The organism is Bacillus rhizoplanae, from assembly GCF_917563915.1.
Classification (GTDB): Bacteria; Bacillota; Bacilli; order Bacillales; family Bacillaceae_G; genus Bacillus_A; species Bacillus_A rhizoplanae.
In genome coordinates, this window is the sequence record NZ_CAKJTI010000045.1 from 1 (window position 1) to 19,903 (window position 19,903).

Below are 19,903 nucleotides of genomic sequence, written 5' to 3' on the forward strand. Positions count from 1 at the left end.
GAATTCATCCATCAATTGTTTGGACTTGCAGCATAAGATACGATTCCGTTAGGAATATATGCGCTTTATTCTCTTTTATTTTATTTTTGCACCAGAACCTAGGGTTTACGTTATTGGGATATTTTTACTTATTGAGTCAACGAAGCACATTACTTTAATTATGAAGTTAGACGCGTCAGATTTCTATGGAGTTGTTTCCGTAATAAAACCAAGATTAGCTGTAACGGTTTAGTGCAGCCATCGCCGTTTTTTTCTGCCATTTTTCTGGCCATTCCATAGGCAAACCGACATAATTTTCGGCGAGACTTTTTGCTGCAGCCCTTGAGGACGTTACATAATCAAGTTCAGCCAGCTGCATTTGATTTTCAAACGGAGTGTGGTCATGGTGGCGATGCAACATAGATGTCATGTACCAAGAGAAGCGTTCTGCCTTCCAAACACGACGCAGACATGTTTCAGAATAGTTCCCAATTAGTTCGGTATTACCGAATGTGTAGAAGGCACTGAGAGCACGTGCAAGAACTTGAACATCTGCCATAGCCAGGTTGAGTCCTTTCGCGCCGGTTGGTGGAACGATGTGTGCTGCGTCACCTGCAAGGAAAAGCCTACCGTACTGCATCGGATCACATACAAAGCTACGCATTGAGACAATGTTTTTTTGAATGATTGGTCCCTCGATTAGTTTCCAGCCATCATTAGTCGCAAGTCGTGCATGGAGTTCTTCCCAGATCCGGTCGTCGGACCAGTTCGCGATGTCATCTCTAGGATCAACTTGAATGTAGAGGCGCTGGATTTCCGGTGAGCGTGTACTAAGCAGGGCAAAGCCACGGGCGTGGTTGGCATAGATCAACTCGGGCGCTGAAGGAGGGGCCTCAGTAAGAATACCAAGCCAGCCAAACGGGTAAATTTTTTGATATTCTTTGCGAATAGAATTAGGGATAGAAGGTCGACTTGGCCCGTGGAAACCGTCACATCCAGCAATATAGTCACAGGTAATCTCCTGAAGATCGCCGTCCTTGTCCTTGCGAAAGCGGATTTTTGGAGCCGAAGTATCAAGATCATGCAAACTTGTATCACTCACATTGAAAATGATTTCTCCACCTACCTTAAGACGGGCGTCAACCAAATCCTTAATTACTTCATGCTGAGCATATACCGTTACTTTCTTTCCGCCGGTAAGCTCATGTAGGTTGATGCGGTGACCTTTTCCATTGAAACGGAGTTCGATCCCTTCATGGAAATGCCCCTCTTTCATCATTCGCTCACCTACACCCGTCGATTTCATGAGATCCACTGTACCTTGCTCAAGCAAACCGGCACGGATTGTTCCCTCGATTTCTTCACGAGTGCGGTTTTCAATAATAATTGACTCAATTCCTTGAAGATGTAGAAGATGTGATAACATCAGCCCTGCCGGACCGGCTCCAATTATTCCAACTTGTGTACGCATTTTGTTTCCTCCTTTATGGGTTTAGGTACATACATAAAGTATTTCAGAGTGTACAGTATCAGTAATTACTTCCATAAAACGAACGCTGTCCTCTCTATGTTCGATGTTGCAACTAGCAGTGTTTTTTGGTTGGCATAAAACCAAAATCATAATGTTTTTATGTTTTTATAATAATTGTGAATATTTAAATATTTCTGATGATTATGCTATAATATAAGAGTACCAAATAGAAGACCATAATTCTTTTATGCGGAACATAAAAAACTTTTTTGGAGTGTAGTTTACATGGAAAAACGAGATTATCTTCTCCATTCCGTTAAAAATGCAATGAGAATTCTTCGTTTGTTCTCGATGGATGAACCTGAATTAGGAGTAACTCAAATTGCTTCCAGAATTGGATTAAATAAAAGTTCAACTCACCGCCTGATTTCAACCCTATTAAAAGAAGAGTATCTTGAGAAAAACGAAAGAAATAGCAAATACCGTCTAGGGCTATCTCTATTGGGACTCCATGGAGTCATTACTAATACCATGGAAATTTATAGGGAATCGCTGCCGATTCTACAAGATCTAGTGGAACAATTAGGTGAAACTGTCCATATTAATGTCTTGGAAGGAAACGATGTAGTCTATCTTCATAAGGTGGAATGCAAACATCCTGTTCGTCTTCTCTCCGACATTGGAAAAAGAAATCCGGCTTACTGTTCCAGTGCAGGAAAAGTCATTCTTGCTTATCAAAGTGAAGACCTAATTAATACAGTTTTACATTCTAAACTAATTCCCTATGGTCCGAACACCATTACCGTTCCAAAGAAACTTCGAGAAAATTTGATGGATATTAAGCGCATTGGATATTCGATTGCTATCGAGGAACTACATGAGGGAGTAGTTAGTATTGCTGTTCCTGTAAGGGATTACACAGAGAACGTTGTTGCTGCTATTAGTGTTGTTGGACCTACACAGAGAATGCTTGAACATCAGTTTCCTGTGTACATTCAAACTCTTAATCTCGCCGGAATGAAGCTTTCCGAACAACTCGGGTTTATTGAGACTATTAAATCAAAATTAATAAACAATAATAAAAAGTATTAGGAGAGGTATATGACTAAAGATAAAAGAGATGGAAAGCGTTTCACGACTTTAGAAAATGCATTACGTCTATTAGAATTATTTTCTAGTGATGATCCCGAACTAGGAATTAATGAAATAGCAGATAGGTTAGAAATTGCTAATAGTACAGCCCACCGCTTAGCAACAACACTGTTAAGTGAAGGTTTTATTGCAAAGGACTTACATACCAAATTGTATCGTCTAGGAACACCTATTTTGGCTCTTGGAAACATAGTAACGCGACAGTCCAAACTCCATATGATTTCCCAACCTGTCTTAGAAGCACTTGTCCATCAAGCCAATGAAACTGCTCATATTGGGATTCTAAGGGGAAATGAGGTAATGTATCTGAATAAAATTGAATGTTCCCATCCCTTGCGCTTACTTTCCTATATGGGGAAGCGAAACCCAATTCATTGCACAAGTACCGGACAAGTTCTGCTCGCTCACCAGTCACCGAAGTTTATTGAGGAGTTCCTACTCAATAAACTAGAACGGTATACACCAAAAACAATTACCGATTCACACACTTTGTTTAACCGTTTAAAACAAATCAAAAAACAAGGTTATTTCTTGAGTATTGAGGAGCTATGTAAAGGAGTCTCTTCAATCTCAGCTCCAATTCAAAATCCTAATGGGCAAGTAATTGCATCTATCGGTGTGGCTGGTCCAATCCAGCGTATTAACAATCATACAGCTCCGAAGCTTATTAAACTTATAACTAATTCTACTCACGAAATCTCTCATCTCTTACGTACTATGTAACAAAAACTTCTTATCAAATGATGAATAGGGATGTATAGAAGGATCCTCTAGAGAGGGTGATTTTAGTATACAAAACTATTAAACCTGTACATGCATATACACCCACTCTAAAAAGGGTTTTGGTGCAAAAACATTCATTAGAAACATAGAGCTATTTATTTCTTTGGCCTCTTGAGTCAAGAGGTTAATTTAAACAGTCGATAGATACAATTCGTTTTATTCTCGAAAGACAACTTCTTTAAAAGAAGTTGTCTTTTTCTAATTATATGCATCGCCTCGATACCGCTTAAAATACTCAAAAAAATTTTATATTGTTCCGTATACAAGAACTACGTTGTTGTATAGTTAACTGAAGCGTTTTATCATTAATAACAAGAAATTCAAAAAATTAATTAACTTTTAAACTTAAGGAGGTTTCACATATGCAGTCACAAACACTAGTAGAGAGTAATGTAAAGGCTTTTGATTGTAAACATTTTATTAATGGACAATATCTTCCATCTAAAAGTGGTAAGACATTTGACAATATTAACCCGGCAACACAAGAAGTATTAGGGAAAGTATCCGAGGGAGGAAATGAAGAAATTGACCTGGCAGTGGCCGCGGCAAAACGGGCATTAAATGGACCATGGAAGAAGATGACTACAGACGAACGGATTGCTGTCATCAGACGAATCGGAGATATCATCTTAGAGAGAAAAGACGAATTGGCGAAATTGGAATCATTAGATACCGGGAAACCTTACTGGCTTTCAAGTTCTCTCGACATTCCACGTTCTGCTTATAACTTCCACTTCTTTGCTGACTATTTAAGAGGAATCGGAACAGAGGCTTATCAAACAGACGATGTAGCCATTAATTATTCGATTCGTCGTCCTGTTGGTGTCGTAGGAATGATTAATCCTTGGAACCTTCCGCTACTATTGTTAACGTGGAAATTGGCACCATGCTTAGCAGCAGGTAATACAGCTGTTATCAAACCAGCTGAATTAACTCCAATGACTGCTACTTTACTTGGAGAAATTTGCCGCGAAGCTGGGGTTCCAGATGGAGTTGTTAACATTGTTCACGGCTTTGGTCCTAATTCTGCTGGTGCTGCGCTATCAGAACATCCTGATGTAGATGCTATTTCTTTTACCGGGGAAACAACAACTGGAAAAACCATCATGCAAGCAGCTTCTAAAACGCTAAAGAAGCTTTCGTATGAATTAGGCGGTAAAAACCCAAATATTATTTTTGCCGATTCCAATTTAGATGAGGTAATTGAGACAACTATCAAGTCCAGCTTTATTAATCAAGGGGAAGTATGTATGTGTGGATCGCGTATTTATGTGGAGCGTACAGCCTACGAGGAGTTTCTGCAAAAGTTTGTGGCAAAAACAAAGGAACTTATTGTAGGCGATCCATTCGATCCTAAAACAAAAGTAGGAGCACTTATTTCAAAAGAGCATTATGAGCGTGTAACGAACTACATTCAATTGGCAAAAGAAGAAGGTGGAGAAGTTTTAACTGGTGGTAAACGTCCAGAAGGACTAGAGGAAGGATACTATCTTGAGCCAACCATTATTACCGGGCTAGATCGTAATTGCCGTGTGGTTCGTGAAGAAATTTTCGGGCCGGTTGTAACCGTGATTCCTTTTGATTTAGAAGAGGAAGTCATTGCACAAGCAAATGATACACATTATGGATTAAGTGCTTCTATTTGGACGAATGATTTACGACGTGCTCACCGTGTCGCAGGACAAATCGAAGCGGGAATCGTTTGGGTAAACACTTGGTTTTTACGTGATTTGCGCACACCGTTTGGTGGCATGAAGCAAAGCGGTATTGGACGCGAAGGTGGTATGCATAGTTTTGAGTTTTACAGTGAATTAACAAATATCTGTATTAAATTATAAGAGAGCAAAAGGATGCAAAACGCTTCTTAAAGGAAGCTTTGCATCCTTTTCATGTTTTAAAGCCTTGTAGCATCATCGTTAATAAAAATCTAGGTTATTCTGTAGCCATTCAATAGCTAGAAGATGGGAAAAAGCTGCCTGAAGATATCCAAATAAGATAGATTGGTTATCTAAACCATATAGTAGGACAAGGAACAACATTTAATTAGAAAACGAGTCTGTCCTATGCTGGATTTAAGTCGTATGAAACAGCCATTTCTACATTAAGCGATATTGAATAGATATAATGAAAAAAAGGGCAAATTCACCAAGGGATGAATTCTGCCCAAAATAAAGTTAAGTTTATACGTAAATTGCTCGGAATGGAATATTTATTACGTTCTAGCAACCTATAAGCGTATCTAGTAACAAAACTGAATACCTATAAAACCTACGATAGGATTCATAATAACTCGTTATTGCAGTGGAAAAGGTATTTTTACTATATTCTTTATATCGTTTCTATTTTCATTTTACCTCTACAGATGAAGATGGACTATGATGATTGAACTTCGAATATAGAGGCTCGAAAGTCATGATCACATTGCCACTGCCTGAAGATTGACCATAGCCATAATAATTGCTCTTCTTACTCTCTTCCAACACACCTAGTAATGCTGCCAGATGACGCCCTCCTGATTCTACACCCGCATTTTTCGCATACTGAGGTAGCATTTTCCAAGCAGCTTCAAGATTATTATTGTGTAGATAGTCTAGAAATTGACGATCAAGAGCCTGCTCCGACAAGGATGGCATAGCTTCTGGCCCCCTTACGAGATTATGAGAAAGAGCCCCACTACTTATAAACATGACACGTTTATCGCTTTCCCGTAAAACTTTTCCTATTTGTTGACCCCAGGCATACGTTTCTTCTAAACTAGCCGCCCATGTTACTGAAAGATCAATGATAGGGGTATTCTCTTTTGGAATAAGATAGCGAAGAGGGACGATTGTACCGTAATCCCATATGTATGTAGGATCGTTTACCTCTATAACAGGAATACCTGCTTTGTTCCCTGCTTCCGCTAACTGACTTGCAAGCTCTGTATCTCCTGGATAGTAGTATGGAACATCAGAAATCAATTCAGGACACTCAAAGGCTGTTAAAACTCCTTTATGTTCCGGCGTGCCATCAACAAAATGCTTAAAGCTGGATAGCCAATGACAAGAAATCATCACAATCGCATCAAGTTTTGCTTCTTCAATAACCTTTGCAACTTGATGCATCCCCTCTATTATCTCGTTCAAAAACTCCGGAGCCTGATCCTCATGACACATGCGAGGTGTATGAGGAACAAGCATTCCCAATTCAAGCGTCATATTAATTCCTCCCCTTGTTCCTAAGCAGACTTGACTATCTATCTGTTCGATCTGACATAGCTTTTCCTCCAATACCCCAATGAGTTTTCGGAACCTCTGATACAAGAACACGAATATTTTCTTTCGGAGCATCAAGTGTTGCACTTATAACCTCTGTTACATTATGAATAACTTCTTTGATCTGTTCTTCTGTTCTTCCCTCTGCTAGTTGAATATTTACAATCGGCATGAATCGGTCCCCCACTACAGTAGAAATTTTTTATTCAGCCACCTTAAAAGAAACTTCTCCTAATCCGTCCAACTTGGCTGACACTGTATCACCGACCGCCAGCATCACAGCACCAGTTACACCACCAGTTAAAATGACATCTCCAGCCTTTAACTTCTCGCCCTTTCTTGCCAACATATTGGCCAGCATGGCGACAGAATTAGCTGGATGTCCTACAACGGCAGCCCCCGCCCCAAAATCTTTGATTTCTCCATTAATAGAGAGTGTAACACCTACTAAATCTAACTCTAAGCGCTCAGGTTTTGTTAGGCAGTTCCCAAATACCACTCTTGATGACGAGGCATTATCCGCAATGACATCAGGTAGCGTAAACCTAAAATTCTCGTAACGGCTATCAATAATCTCAAGTGCTGGTACCACGTATTCTGTTGCTGCAAGTACTTGAGCTCCTGTGATGCCCGGACCTTCGATATCTCCTCCTAAAACAAAGGCGATTTCTGCTTCTACTTTAGGATGAATTAAATCTTGCATCTTAATTGTGCCGCCTTCAGATATATTCATATAATCAAATATATAGCCATAAATAGGTTCTTCCACACCCATCTGCTTCATTTTAGCTTGGCTCGTTAACCCCATTTTAGGGCCAATGATTCGGTGTCCTTGCTCCAATTTAATTGCAACTAATTCTTGTTGAACCTTGTAAGCTTCCTCAACCGTCAAATTCGGATAATCTGCTGTGATTCGAACCACTTCATGTTTTTCCATTTCAGCTCGATGTAAAAATTCAGCCGTCGATTTATAATTTACTGCATTCATTTTTTATTCCTCCTTTACTGAGTGAGCGATTCAAGTTTATTCTTAGCAATTTCTGCTGCTACGTCCACAATCATATCTTCTTGTCCACCAACTACTTTACGTTTTCCGAGTTCAACTAAAACATCACGGGAATCAATTCCCAACTTTCTAGCCGCCCGCTGAGCGTGAAGCTGAAAACTTGAATAAACTCCTGCATAACCCAGCACGAGGCTGTCTTTTGTAATCTCCTGCGGTTTTGGAAGAATAGGTGCCACGATATCTTCTGCAAGATCCATCATCTTATAAAGATCTACTCCTGTTTCAACTCCTAATTTATCTAGAACAGCAACCAGTACTTCTGTTTGTGTATTACCGGCACCGGCACCTAAACAGCGGACACTTCCATCAATGCGGTTAGCTCCCTCTTCAATGGCAGCTAATGTGTTAGCCATTGCTAATGACAAATTGTTATGTCCGTGAAAGCCAATTTCTACGCCTACATTTTGCTTTAGGGCGCGAATTCTTTCCCTTACTTGATGGGGAAGAAGGGCTCCCGCAGAGTCCACCACATAGACGATGTCTGCCCCGTAACTTTCCATCAACTTCGCTTGCTCCACTAGTTTCTCTACCGGTGCCATATGGGACATCATTAAAAATCCTACTGCTTCCATTCCAAGTTCTTTCGCTAGCCCAATGTGTTGGGCTGATACGTCCGCCTCTGTAACATGTGTAGCGACACGAGCCATTTTGGCTCCAAGGCTGGCAGCTTGTTTCAAATCTTTCATCGTTCCGATTCCCGGTAGAAGCAAGACAGCCACTTTAGATTGATCACAAACCGACACAGCCGATTCAATTAATTCAAATTCATTTGTACGAGATAATCCATATTGTAAAGAGGAGCCAGCAAGCCCATCACCGTGGGATACCTCAATATAAGGTACATTCGCTTCATTTAAAGCTTTGGCCACTTTTACTACTTGATCGACCGTATATTGATGAGCAACAGCATGGCTTCCATCACGCAGAGCTACTTCAGTAATTAAAATATCACGTTTTTTTGTCATGGGATTCCCTCCTCTAAATCGTTTGTGCCGTCAATTTGTGCTTGGCGAATTCTTCTGCTACCTTAACCGCAGCAGCCGTCATAATGTCGAGATTACCTGAATACTTTGGTAAATAGTCTCCGGCTCCTTCTACCTCCAAGAATACAGTTACTCGATTCTCCTCAATTATTGGTTCTGTTCTTAGGCGGTATCCAGGTACATAGGATTGTACGGTTTCGACCATATCATGAATCGATCGTACGACAGCTGCCTCATCCATCGTTCCTTCTTCCACTAATGCGTGGACAGTATCCCTCATCAGAATAGGCGGTTCCGCGGGGTTTAATATAATGATAGCCTTTCCCTTTTTCGCTCCGCCAATCACTTCAATTCCACGTGAGGTAGTTTGCGTAAATTCATCAATATTCGCTCGTGTTCCTGGTCCCGCACTTTTACTGGAAATGGTTGCAACAATTTCAGCATAGTCCACCGGGCTCACCCGATTAATCGCATGCACAATCGGAATCGTTGCCTGTCCCCCGCACGTAATGAGATTGACATTTTCTTTCTCAATATGTTCATCAATATTTACTGGAGGAACAACCAAGTCTCCCACTGCAGCAGGTGTTAAATCAAGAACCTTTTTCCCTGCTTCCTTTAGTAATTTAGCATGACGTATATGTGCTTTGGCGGAAGTTGCATCAAAGACGATGTCAGCCAACTCCGGTCGTTCAAGAAATCCTTTGATTCCCGTATCAATTACTGCATAACCTTTTTCTTTCGCACGGCGCAAACCGTCTGATTCAGGGTCAATCCCAATTACCGTTGTTAGCTGTAATACATCGGAACGCTCTAACTTCATCATTAAATCTGTACCAATATTTCCTGATCCAAGAATGGCTACTCTCACTTGGGACATGAATCTTCACTCCTTTTCTATCATTCTGTTTTTTAACCATTATTAGCAAATCGAACGTTCACTTCGCCTAAATGAGCAAAGCGCGCTTGAAAATGATCTCCAGGTTCGCCGTTGATGGCAGCAGAAAGTGCCCCTGAAAGAATAACTTCTCCTGCCTTGAGCGTAATTCCGTATTCAAACAGTTTATTGGCTAACCAAGCTACACAGGTAGCTGGGTGTCCTAAAGCCGCAGCGCCGACCCCTGTATTCATGATCTCGCCGTTCTTGTAAAGCACCATTCCCACTTGTTTAAGATCGAGTTGGTGAATAGAAAGAGGTTTTCCACCTAACACGTAAAGTCCTGAAGAAGCATTATCAGCAATTGTGTCCTGCAGTTTGATATTCCAGTCTGCGATTCGGCTATCTACAATTTCTAAGGAAGGAAGCACATAATCGGTGGCGTGTAAAACATCCATTTCCGTTACACGTGGTCCTACTAAATCTTTTTTCAACACAAAAGCAATCTCTGCTTCCACTTTCGGCTGCATAACCTTATCTAATGAGATTTCTCCTCCATTTTCAATGACCATACCATCCAATAGATGGCCATAATCAGGTTGGTCTACCCCCAACAAATTTTGCATCGCCGCAGATGTTAATCCTATTTTCTTGCCTACAACCCGCTGTCCAGCTTCTACTTTCTTTTGAATGGTAAGCAATTGAACTTGATACGCTTCCTGAATGGTTATAGCCGAATTCAGTTTGGTGAGAGGAGATACCCCTCGACCTTGAATTTCTGCCTGAGCCAGATGCTCAGAAAATTTTTCTACTTCCTTAATATCTACTAAACTCAAAGTTACTCCCCCTATAATTTGATATAAATATTTGATAATTCACTGTAAAATTCAAAACTATGCATACCACCTTCGCATTCAATACTACTTTGCTTCATGCCGCTAAACGATGTGCGCAAATTACGTAAAAACCAAGTGTTTATCCAAACGATTCCCGCTTCGATTTTTTGGAATGAAAGATTTTGAAATTTCTTGTTATTTATAGTAAAGCACCTTTGTTTCCTATACAACATCAATATTCTTATATACGGAACATATTAAATGTTTTTTGAGTATTCTGTTTCTTTGTTTTTATGTTAAAATGAGAATCATATTATAGGAGAACTGCATTCTTCTATGTGGAACATTTAAAAGGAGGGATAATGGTTTCTATGGTAACTAATACAAATCAGGACATCCGCTTTCATCCGTGAATAATGCTTTTCGTCTATTATGTAACTTCTCTATAGATGAGCCGGAAAAAAAGTAACCGATTTGGCCTCTTCACTGGGATTGGGGAAAAGTACCGTTAGTCGTTTGTTAGCTACTCTTGCAAACGAAGGATTTGTCCTAAAAGACCAAGAAACACAAAAATATCGTTTAAGCCTGTCTGTTTCTAATTTAAATACCATTGTGACGTCCCACCTCGAGGTTAATCATGAGTCACAACCTATTCTTCAACAACTTGTCCATCGAATTGAGGAAACAGCACATATTGCTGTTTTAGAAAGCACAGATATTGTCTATTTAAATAAAGTTAGATGCAAACGTCCTGTATAAATCTTTCACATGTCGGAAGAAGAACCCTCCTTCACTGTACAAGTTCGGGGAAAGTTATGTTGGCTTATTAAGAGAATGAAGTAATCGAACACTTTATTAAAGCAGTGCTTCATAAATACAATATAAACTCCATAACCGATTCTTATGACTTTCGTGTCGTGCTAAAACCGATGAAGAACCAAGGTTATGCAATCAGTGTTAGGGAACTTCTCGAAGGCGTTATATCGATTGCAGACCTATACGAGACTATACCGGAAAAGTGGTTTATGCAATTAGCGTTATTGGTCCTGTTCATCGAATGACCCCCTACGATATTTCAATTATCAATAAAGTGAAACGTGCTGCTGAAGAAATCTCTGAAAGAATGGGTTACTGGAAACATTAATTTGTTAAAAAGGTATAAAAAAACTAGGAGCGTGATTAATATGTTTGATATGCATACTCACTTTATTCCACCAGAGGTGTTACTTTGGGTCAAAGATAACCAGCATTTAGTTCATGCAAAATGGGAAAAGAAAGCACCACACCAAGCAGATTTTCTTACCATCAATAATAAATGGGGATTTGAGCTGAAAGAGTCCTTTATCAATCCCGGATTATACATGCAAGAGCAAGAGAAGGTTGGTGTTTCCCACTCCCTTGTCTCACCTATCCCCCAACTTTTTATGTATGATTTTCCTGAAGATGTTACCAGCGAACTTTCAGCAGTCTATAATCGTTCATTAGCCAATTGGATTCATGACAATGGCAACCGATTATCAGCATTAGCTACTATTCCATTGAACAATTCCATTCGTGCAGCAAATGAGCTAAAACATGCGATGAACTTAGGATTAAAAGGAGCCATTATCGGTCCTGGACTATCAAATATTATGTTAACAAACGAATTTTTTATCCCTTTTTGGGAGGAAGCCAATCATCAAAAGGCTATTATTTTTATTCATCCCCTCCTTTGTGAAGATCCGCGGTTGAAACAAAGGATGATGCCTAATCTAATCGGAGTTCCGTGGGAAACGACTATTTGTGCTGCAGATTTATTGTTAAGTGGTTTACTTGACAAATACCCAAATGTAAAAATTCTGCTAGCCCATGGAGGCGGTTTTCTTCCCTATCAAATTGGCCGATTGAATAAAGGATATGAGAAATGGACAGGTGTTTCAGCTTCGCTACAGGATTCTCCGCAAGAATATTTACGTCGCTTTTGGTACGACACTGTACTATGGAACGATGCAAGCATAGATTATTTAACCGAAGTGGTAGGAGAGGACAAAGTGGTACCTGGATCTGATTTTCCTTTTGATTTATGTGCCTGGCCTCCTGCAACATACAATGAGAGTGGTGTTCGATCTCTCCTATCTATCTAACTTAGAATTGAATTCTCATACTAATAAATCTATTTCTAAATAAAAAATGAGTAATTACAACTTAAATAAGGTAGTTACATACCTTCATTTTAAGGATGACCAATACATTAAGACAATTTATGAGAATGTAGCTAACTCTATTTGACACTCACTACAAATTTCACCTATTAATAGCAAAGATAGAATACACCAGAGAGCTAATGATATCTACCGCCCTTAAAAAAAGTTTTATGAACCCTCAAACTGTAGGAGTTAGTCAGAATCTTGATCAGTTGATGAATTAATTGCAATTAGCTAATTTAGAATAGAATTACAGAGCTACTTAACTATTAATCCATTCTTCAAAATGCCGATCAAAATGGTCTCAAAGGGCGGTGTAGTTTTCTTCGTATAAAATAGAAAGGGAATTCCATCAAGTTATCGAGGACTCTATCTAATTCTATAACCATAAACGATTGCAGAAAAAAATCAACCAGTGTGCTCCGGTAGAGTACCGAAACACACTGGTTGATTAGGCTTTTTTATAGCTGTCTACTTGACAGGGATAAGATCAAAATATTTTGTGGTATTGATTTCTTTTTACGTATTTATACCTCTAATTTTATATCTTGTTTCTCTTGTACAGATACTTTATCGTAGCTTCCGAACTTTTCCTGTACAAATAATAATGCCACTGCCCCTATAACGCTAGGGATAGCAAATGCCATAAAAGCATTTTGTGGGGGAAGTTTCATCGCTAGCAGCAGACCTACTAAAGTGGGAGCAAGAATAGCTCCGATCCTTCCTATTCCCAAGGCCCATCCAATCCCAGTCGCTCTTGCCTCTCTTGGGTAATATTCCGAAATATAAGGGTTTGTAAGATTCATTGTTCCAACTGTACAGCCTCCACCTAAAGCAATAAGAAAATATAAAGCAAATACATTTGAAGTTAGACCCAATATTACGAAGCACACTGCACCTAAAATGTACATAGAAGTCAGAACTTTTCTATGGCCGATTTTATCAACTAAATATCCACCCATTAAGGAACCGCCTATCTGACCTACACATAATACAAGATTAAAAGACAAACTTGAAGTAAGACCATAACCGAACTGCTGCATAATTTTTGGCAGCCATGTATTAATACCGTAAACCATGAGAAGACAGCTAAAGCCAGCCATCCAAAAGGCAAAAGTGCTTACTGCACGTTTATTTTCAAATAATTTCTTAACAGGGAAGCCTTTTGCACTTTCTTTAGCACTAGCAAATTCGTAATCATCGGTTTCTTCATAGTTCCCATAGGGATTAATTCGATTGAGAATTTCAGCAAGCTTTTTAGCCTGGTTTCGGACAATATAATAGGAAAGGGATTCGGGGAACTGCTTCATAAATAGTGGTAGTGTAAATAGTGGAATAATCCCAATCCAGTATAACATTCTCCAGCTATAATCCTCCATAACATACATGCCGATTAAAGATGCTAAAATTCCGCCCAGTGAATAGCCGCAATACATAGTTGCTACAGTCAGTGCTCTGTTCTTTTTAGGAGAATACTCTGTCATTAAAGAAATAACATTAGGCATTATTCCTCCCATCCCCAATGCGGCAATAAAGCGCATTACTGTAAAGAAAGTTGGATTAGAGGCAAGGCCTGCAAGTAAAGTAAAAACACTAAACAAAAACATGCAAACAGCTAATACTTTTTTCCTCCCAATTGTATCAGCTAAAGGAGAAAAAACTAAAGCCCCTACCATCATTCCTACCAATGTATAGCTACCAATTACCCCTGCTTCAACAGGCGTTAAATTCCATTCTTGCATCATTAAAGGTAAACCAACCCCATACATTGCAATGTCATACCCATCAAAAGCGATTGCAAAAACACACCATAAAAATACTAGTAAGTGAAAACGGTTAAATTTACTAGCAGCTACTACTTCTGAAGCATTGATTTTGCGCAATAAGATTCCCTCCATTCAAATATCTGGAAATATCCTAACTTACCTTCAAAACACTGATTATAGCCATGTTTTGTAAGCGTATTCATTAGTTGGTTCAAACATTTTTTGATTTTAATAGCCTCTTTTTGTAACTTACCTCCTTTAAAACTTCAACTCTTACAATAAAAGCAAGTTGACTGAAAATCCTCATTTCTGCCTTCTTCATTATGCGAATTTTAAAGACATCTTTCTCACCCTACTAACCATCGAATCTATTTTTTATAAAGACTACAAATTTAGTTGCCATTATCCCTCCTTGATTGGGCTTTTTTTCAGCTTTAAACTAATCATAGTGTCATATCGTTCCCTACTCAATAACGGTGTTCTTCTATATGGAATAAAGATAAAAAAATCAGAAAATTTTTACCTGAATTATTAATTCCCTGGTAGCAGCGTAGATACTGACAAGAATATTCTTTTATAGGAAACAATTTAAATTTAATATTTAAAAGTTTAACTTATATTTCTATTTACGTTAAAATGTTTACTATAGGAGACTTATGTTCTTATTTAAACAACAAGTCTAAGGAGGTTCCATTTTCTATGGGAACAAATAGTAATCAAGACTATCTGCTTTCTTCGGTAAAAAATGCTCTTCGGCTGTTACGTAGCTTTTCAATAGATGAGCCGGAGAAAAAGGTAACGGATTTAGCTTCTTCGTTAGGGCTGGCAAAGAGCACCGTTAGTCGTTTATTAGCTACCCTTGCAAGTGAAGGGTTTGTGATTAAAGATCCTGACACACAAAAGTACCGTTTAGGCCTATCGATTCTTAATCTAAATACCATTCTGACTTCCAACCTTGAAATCAACCGAGAGTCCCAGCCCATTCTTCAAAGGCTCGTCAATGAGGTTGGGGAAACGGCGCATATTGGTGTTTTAGAAGGAATAAATGTAGTCTATTTGAATCGAGTTGAATGTAAACACCCTGTACAGATTTTATCCCATGTTGGCAGAAGAAATCCCTTGCACTGTACAAGTTCCGGGAAAGTCATCCTTTCTCACCAAGATGAAAGATTTATTGAACAGTGTATCAAAGAAGGACTCCCCTCCTATACCGTACATACGATAACAGATCCTGATGACTTTCGCGATGTACTAAAGGTAGTAAAGGAACAAGGATATGGTATAAGTATTGAAGAGATTAACGAAGGAGTCGCATCAGTTGCGGCACCTGTACGGGACTACACAGGGAAAGTTATGTATGCTGTCAGTGTGGTTGGACCTGTCCATCGAATGAACCCACATGACATTTCGCTCATTAACAAAGTGAAAAATGCTGCTCACGAAATCTCCGAGAGTCTAGGTTACCGAGAATACTAATGGTTCTGGCGTAAACATAATGTGAATGAAAAAACTAACTGAATTCCTAACGGAATGCTACTTTATGCTGTTAATTCAAACAGTTAGTGAATACAATTCACTTGATTCTGGAAAGGCTTCATCTATTGGTGAAGTTGTAATTTTTTATCATATGCATCACTTCAATGCCATTCATTATGGACATGGCCGTTTCATACGACTCGAATCTCAACATGGAGCGGACTCTTCTCTTTATGAAACGGTGGTCTTGTTCTACTATATTGTTGAGATACCGTATTTGTCATACTTGTACGCCTTCTGTCATACTTTTTTTCTGTTGGCTCTTGAATCAATACAGAATAGACTAGATTTTTATCGATGATTATCACTCTAGGTTTTGAAACATGAAAAGCAGCCAAGGCTTTATTACAAAAGCGCTTGGCTGCTTTTGTATCCCCCGATTTACTATGATAAAAATGGTTCTGTTGCAAAGTTTTCGAAACTCAAGTACACTTTGGAAAAAGATGAACGGGAGCGTAACAAATGGGATATTTTAAAGGAAAGCAATTTAAATAAGATATTATTTTGATAGCCGTTGGCTACTATTGTCGTTTTTCTTTAAGCTATCGTGATGTCTCTGAAATTTTGAAAGAACGTGGTGTTTCAGTTCATCCAACAACTATTAGGGGTCACATCACATGCCCATCAACTTAAGAATGGAAACAAACTGAACTTTCGTTCAGCCGGGTTAAGGCATTCTTAAAATAGGAGTATATTCTTAAAAATACGCATATCAAATAAACCCTAACGGGTTTCATTTTTTAAACTATGCAATTTTCTTTTGTTTTTTTAATTTATTATATTCATAGACAACACCGATAATATCAAAGACTGTTTTCTTCTCATATCGATGAGGTTTCCGTCCATTCTTCTGTAGGAGATGGAACAGGCAGATTAGAATCTTTGTTGTTTCTTGGATGTTTTGTTGTATAGCTTGATATAACAGATATAAATGATCTTGAATCATTCCAATTGCTTTATATTCACTTAATTCTCTTTTCTTTTTTTGTAAAAGAAGTTGACGCATTTTAAACATCGTAGAGGAACACAGAAAAATAGCGATTAGCTTTCCATATAACTGGCACTCTAATCGCTCCTGTTTTACATGACGATACTGGTCTATTTTAAAGAGTGATTTCCATGTTTTAAAGACAATCTCTATTTGCCAACGCAACGTATACAACTCATGTACCTGTTCCATCGGAACCCATTCCCAAGGTGTATTTGTCACATATACGTTTAACCCTGCTATCATTTTACTTTTCTCTGAGTACGTTCTATTTTGTGATTTTTCTTTTTCTGCAATCTTTGCTCGTCGTTTTTGTAGTTGCTTTTCTGTTAATCGATGAAAAATAACACGTGCAAACAGTTGTTGTTTATCACCGATATAAGCCTGTTTTAATTCAAATGTTTCCCCGGGCTGTAGTTGTTTCAAAATCTGTTTTACATCGATTTGTATGTATTCCGATTGTTTCTTAATAGCGCCATTTTTAAAGTATTCGGGGTTTGGATTTTTCATATATACATTTGTATTTAATTTTAAACGAGAAATATAATATGTACCTCGTTGATCCATTTGATCTAAGTCTTCCAATGAAAAATAACCTAAATCACGAATACATAAATCTCCTGGCCGTAAGGTATCTAAGCATTCCGTACCAAATGTTTTGTCATTATTTTTTCCTGGTCCAACTTGAAAGTTAAGAAACTCCCCACTGTGCAGATCATATTCTAATTGAATTTTGATTCCGGCTGTTTGGGCGCATCCTCCAGAGCCTGGATATACATTTTCTAAAGCATTTGGCACTTGAAATACGGTGGCATCTAGGATACGGATTCGTTGAAAATAAGAGAAAAGCTGGTTAGAAATTTGCGTTTGTTCACATACTTTTCGTTGTAAGAGTAAAGAAAAAATATGTTGTAAAAACAAAACTGCTTTCGCATTTAAACATTTATTTAAGCCTTCAGGGCTAAGTAAAGTACCAGTAGCTGCATGAAGCCTACTACATAATCGGACTAAGGGATCACTTGCCACCTGTTGACTAATCCAAATACATATAGTAGCTAAGTCTGAGCCAGAAAGCTTACGTTTTCTCTTTATAAATCCAATTTCTCTTGCAAGTTCTTCTAAGAATACAGGTGTAACATATCGTTGTAATTCTTCCGCAAATGATTGTAATTCATCTTGAATCGAAAAATGCATAATAAAACGTCATCCTTTCTAATTTAGTTTATTTAGAAAGGATGACGTTTTTTGGTATTTGAGGGTATTAAAATCTCTTAAGCTGATGGGCATGTATGGTGAGACCTATTACCCCTTATGCTTTGTGTGGTTGTATATTACTTTTTATGTTGTTCCATTTTATTATCAAGTGCTTTCTCGTAAGCATCTGGGTTTTCCTTAGATATTTCCTTAACTATCGGTTCCCAAAGTTCTATATCTGCTGTCGATAAGTTTCCGACTGTTTTTGTTACGGATTCTTGTATATTCGTTTTATCCTTTTTACTACTGTCTTTTATTGACTCTAACCCTTTTCTTGCTTCTGATACCCCTTCTAACATAACCTTTTGTTTGTCTTTATACTTACTAGGGACTTCTATGTTTTCAATAGCATCTAATATTTCCTCTATCTCGTCTACTGATTTTAATACGTCCTTTACTTTATCCTTATCCTTAGAAGCCTGCAATACGTTGGCTACGAATTCATCCTTCTTGAATTGAAACTCTACCATCTGTTCACAAATATAATAGGGATACTGTTTTTCTGATAGAACTACTTTCATTTTTGTTTTGCTAACAGTTTCAGTCTTCTTTTCTTCTGTATTGTCTTTAGAACACCCTACCCCTGCTACTAACATAAGTGGAAATGCTAAACATATTAGTTTCTTTGCCTTCATACCTCATACCCCTTTTGAAAATAATTGTAAATAATTAACATATGAAACCATAACATAAATTACATAAATATGATATACAAATTTTCCATCCTTAAGAGAAATTTTGAGTGTTTTAATAATATGAAAACATGTATTAGGGGTACCGCCACATTGCTATCAAGCTAAGATTTTAAAGTACCACCAAAACGAAAATTTTGTGGTTTTTATAGCACCGAAATTCATTTTTATCTTTTTGCGGCAATTCGTTCTGTTAAGTTGATGGGCATGGGGCGGTACCCCATTGCTATCAAGCTAAGGGTACCAAGAGGGTATATGTGAGTGTATTTTTTTGAAATTTCTACGACTACACTAAAAATGTGCATAACAAATAAACCTATCAAATAGGTGTTTTGAAAAATATTATGCAACTTTGAAACTTTGTGACAACGTACAATCATACATAACGCCTAGGACATCAAAGACTGTTTTCTTTTCGTAACGGTGAGATTTCCGTCCGTTTTTCTCTAAAAGATAAAATAAACGCAGAAAAACTTTTAATAATTCTTGGATGTCCTTTTTTAATCCATGGTAAAACAATAGATAATAATTCTTTATCATATAAATGGATTTGTACTCACTTAACTCTTTCTTTTTCTTATCTAAGAGTAACTGACGCATTTTAAACATTGTCGATGAACAGAGTAAAATGCTAATGAGTTGACCATATAAATGGCATTCTAAGCGTTCTTTCTTGATTTCTTTGCACTTGTGAATTTGAAAGAAAGATTTCCATGTTTTGAACAAAATTTCAATTTGCCAGCGTAATGAATACAAGTCATGGATATGTTCCGTTGGAACATTTTCTGCAGAAAGATTCGTAATATACACGTTGATTCCACTCAACCGTTTACTTCGTTCTTTGTAGGTAATACCTTTCTTTTTTGGCTTGTTCCTTCAACCTTTTCTCTGTTTGTTTCTTTGTTAATCGATGAATAATAACACGAGCTGGTAGTTTTTGATACTGTCCAATGTATGCTTCTGAAATTTCCAATGTTTGACCAGGGGGCAATTGATTCATGAGTTCTTCCATATCTAATTGAATATAGAGTGTTCCTTTCTTCACGGTCCCGTTTCGAAAATACTCTGGCTCATCATTCTTAC

Annotated in this window: 17 protein-coding genes and 4 pseudogenes; 8 read left to right on the forward strand and 13 right to left on the reverse strand. The window is 38.1% G+C overall.

Features of this window, described 5'->3' with window-relative positions:
* Positions 1-214: 214 nt before the first annotated feature.
* Positions 215-1,450, reverse strand: coding sequence for a 4-hydroxybenzoate 3-monooxygenase (pobA, locus tag LRP84_RS20930; protein ID WP_230576865.1), 1,236 nt, complete (start codon positions 1,448-1,450; stop codon positions 215-217).
* 285 nt (positions 1,451-1,735) lie between these two features.
* On the opposite strand from pobA, the gene LRP84_RS20935 reads away from it, so the two are divergent.
* The 3 genes from LRP84_RS20935 to LRP84_RS20945 all read left to right on the forward strand — a co-directional run bounded on the left by LRP84_RS20935 (position 1,736) and on the right by LRP84_RS20945 (position 5,223).
* Positions 1,736-2,542, forward strand: a complete 807-nt coding sequence (locus LRP84_RS20935) for an IclR family transcriptional regulator (RefSeq protein WP_230576866.1) — start codon at positions 1,736-1,738, stop codon at positions 2,540-2,542.
* Between the two features lie 9 nt (positions 2,543-2,551).
* On the forward strand, positions 2,552-3,325 hold the full coding sequence (locus LRP84_RS20940; RefSeq protein WP_230576867.1) for an IclR family transcriptional regulator: 774 nt from the start codon (positions 2,552-2,554) through the stop codon (positions 3,323-3,325).
* 422 nt (positions 3,326-3,747) lie between these two features.
* The gene (locus LRP84_RS20945; protein ID WP_230576868.1) at positions 3,748-5,223 is read left to right on the forward strand and encodes an aldehyde dehydrogenase; all 1,476 of its coding nucleotides are present in this window, start codon (positions 3,748-3,750) and stop codon (positions 5,221-5,223) included.
* Between the two features lie 507 nt (positions 5,224-5,730).
* Here LRP84_RS20945 and LRP84_RS20950 read toward each other — a convergent pair.
* The 7 genes from LRP84_RS20950 to LRP84_RS20980 are packed head-to-tail and all read right to left on the reverse strand — an operon-like array spanning position 5,731 to position 10,634.
* Positions 5,731-6,582: a DODA-type extradiol aromatic ring-opening family dioxygenase gene (locus tag LRP84_RS20950; protein WP_230576869.1), complete on the reverse strand. Its 852-nt coding sequence runs from the start codon at positions 6,580-6,582 to the stop codon at positions 5,731-5,733.
* 34 nt (positions 6,583-6,616) lie between these two features.
* Positions 6,617-6,811, reverse strand: a complete 195-nt coding sequence (locus LRP84_RS20955; RefSeq protein ID WP_230576870.1) for a 4-oxalocrotonate tautomerase — start codon at positions 6,809-6,811, stop codon at positions 6,617-6,619.
* 30 nt (positions 6,812-6,841) lie between these two features.
* Positions 6,842-7,627, reverse strand: a complete 786-nt coding sequence (locus LRP84_RS20960) for a 2-keto-4-pentenoate hydratase (RefSeq protein ID WP_230576871.1) — start codon at positions 7,625-7,627, stop codon at positions 6,842-6,844.
* A 14-nt stretch (positions 7,628-7,641) separates the two neighbouring features.
* Positions 7,642-8,670, reverse strand: a complete 1,029-nt coding sequence (gene dmpG, locus LRP84_RS20965; RefSeq protein WP_230576872.1) for a 4-hydroxy-2-oxovalerate aldolase — start codon at positions 8,668-8,670, stop codon at positions 7,642-7,644.
* A gap of 13 nt (positions 8,671-8,683) precedes the next feature.
* Complete coding sequence (locus LRP84_RS20970) at positions 8,684-9,568, reverse strand: acetaldehyde dehydrogenase (acetylating) (protein WP_230576873.1); 885 nt, start codon at positions 9,566-9,568, stop codon at positions 8,684-8,686.
* Positions 9,569-9,600: 32 nt separating this feature from the next.
* A complete protein-coding gene (locus tag LRP84_RS20975; RefSeq protein ID WP_230576878.1) occupies positions 9,601-10,386 on the reverse strand; it encodes a 2-keto-4-pentenoate hydratase in 786 nt (261 codons plus the stop codon).
* A 26-nt stretch (positions 10,387-10,412) separates the two neighbouring features.
* On the reverse strand, positions 10,413-10,634 hold the full coding sequence (locus LRP84_RS20980) for an aldehyde dehydrogenase family protein (protein ID WP_437438801.1): 222 nt from the start codon (positions 10,632-10,634) through the stop codon (positions 10,413-10,415).
* A 176-nt stretch (positions 10,635-10,810) separates the two neighbouring features.
* On the opposite strand from LRP84_RS20980, the pseudogene LRP84_RS20985 reads away from it, so the two are divergent.
* The 3 genes and pseudogenes from LRP84_RS20985 to LRP84_RS22615 all read left to right on the forward strand — a co-directional run bounded on the left by LRP84_RS20985 (position 10,811) and on the right by LRP84_RS22615 (position 12,808).
* Positions 10,811-11,545: pseudogene (locus LRP84_RS20985) on the forward strand (IclR family transcriptional regulator).
* A 40-nt stretch (positions 11,546-11,585) separates the two neighbouring features.
* The gene (locus tag LRP84_RS20990; protein WP_230576874.1) at positions 11,586-12,524 is read left to right on the forward strand and encodes an amidohydrolase family protein; all 939 of its coding nucleotides are present in this window, start codon (positions 11,586-11,588) and stop codon (positions 12,522-12,524) included.
* 179 nt (positions 12,525-12,703) lie between these two features.
* Positions 12,704-12,808, forward strand: coding sequence for an aspartyl-phosphate phosphatase Spo0E family protein (locus tag LRP84_RS22615; protein WP_367890496.1), 105 nt, complete (start codon positions 12,704-12,706; stop codon positions 12,806-12,808).
* 303 nt (positions 12,809-13,111) lie between these two features.
* Here the strand turns inward: LRP84_RS22615 and LRP84_RS20995 are convergent, their stop codons facing one another.
* Complete coding sequence (locus tag LRP84_RS20995) at positions 13,112-14,467, reverse strand: MFS transporter (protein ID WP_230576875.1); 1,356 nt, start codon at positions 14,465-14,467, stop codon at positions 13,112-13,114.
* Between the two features lie 582 nt (positions 14,468-15,049).
* Here LRP84_RS20995 and LRP84_RS21000 point away from each other — a divergent pair.
* Entirely contained in the window at positions 15,050-15,826 is a 777-nt protein-coding gene (locus LRP84_RS21000; RefSeq protein ID WP_230576876.1) for an IclR family transcriptional regulator, read from the forward strand.
* A gap of 83 nt (positions 15,827-15,909) precedes the next feature.
* Here LRP84_RS21000 and LRP84_RS21005 read toward each other — a convergent pair.
* Positions 15,910-16,281, reverse strand: a pseudogene (locus tag LRP84_RS21005) (DDE-type integrase/transposase/recombinase); the annotation flags it as partial.
* Positions 16,282-16,384: 103 nt separating this feature from the next.
* Here LRP84_RS21005 and LRP84_RS21010 point away from each other — a divergent pair.
* Positions 16,385-16,489 (forward strand): annotated as a pseudogene (locus LRP84_RS21010) (IS6 family transposase); the annotation flags it as partial.
* A 142-nt stretch (positions 16,490-16,631) separates the two neighbouring features.
* Here the strand turns inward: LRP84_RS21010 and LRP84_RS21015 are convergent.
* The 3 genes and pseudogenes from LRP84_RS21015 to LRP84_RS21025 form a co-directional block, all read right to left on the reverse strand.
* Positions 16,632-18,068, reverse strand: a complete 1,437-nt coding sequence (locus tag LRP84_RS21015) for an IS4 family transposase (RefSeq protein ID WP_230576877.1) — start codon at positions 18,066-18,068, stop codon at positions 16,632-16,634.
* A gap of 137 nt (positions 18,069-18,205) precedes the next feature.
* Positions 18,206-18,763: a DUF7018 domain-containing (lipo)protein gene (locus LRP84_RS21020; RefSeq protein ID WP_098311149.1), complete on the reverse strand. Its 558-nt coding sequence runs from the start codon at positions 18,761-18,763 to the stop codon at positions 18,206-18,208.
* Positions 18,764-19,162: 399 nt separating this feature from the next.
* Positions 19,163-19,903 (reverse strand): annotated as a pseudogene (locus tag LRP84_RS21025) (transposase); the annotation flags it as partial.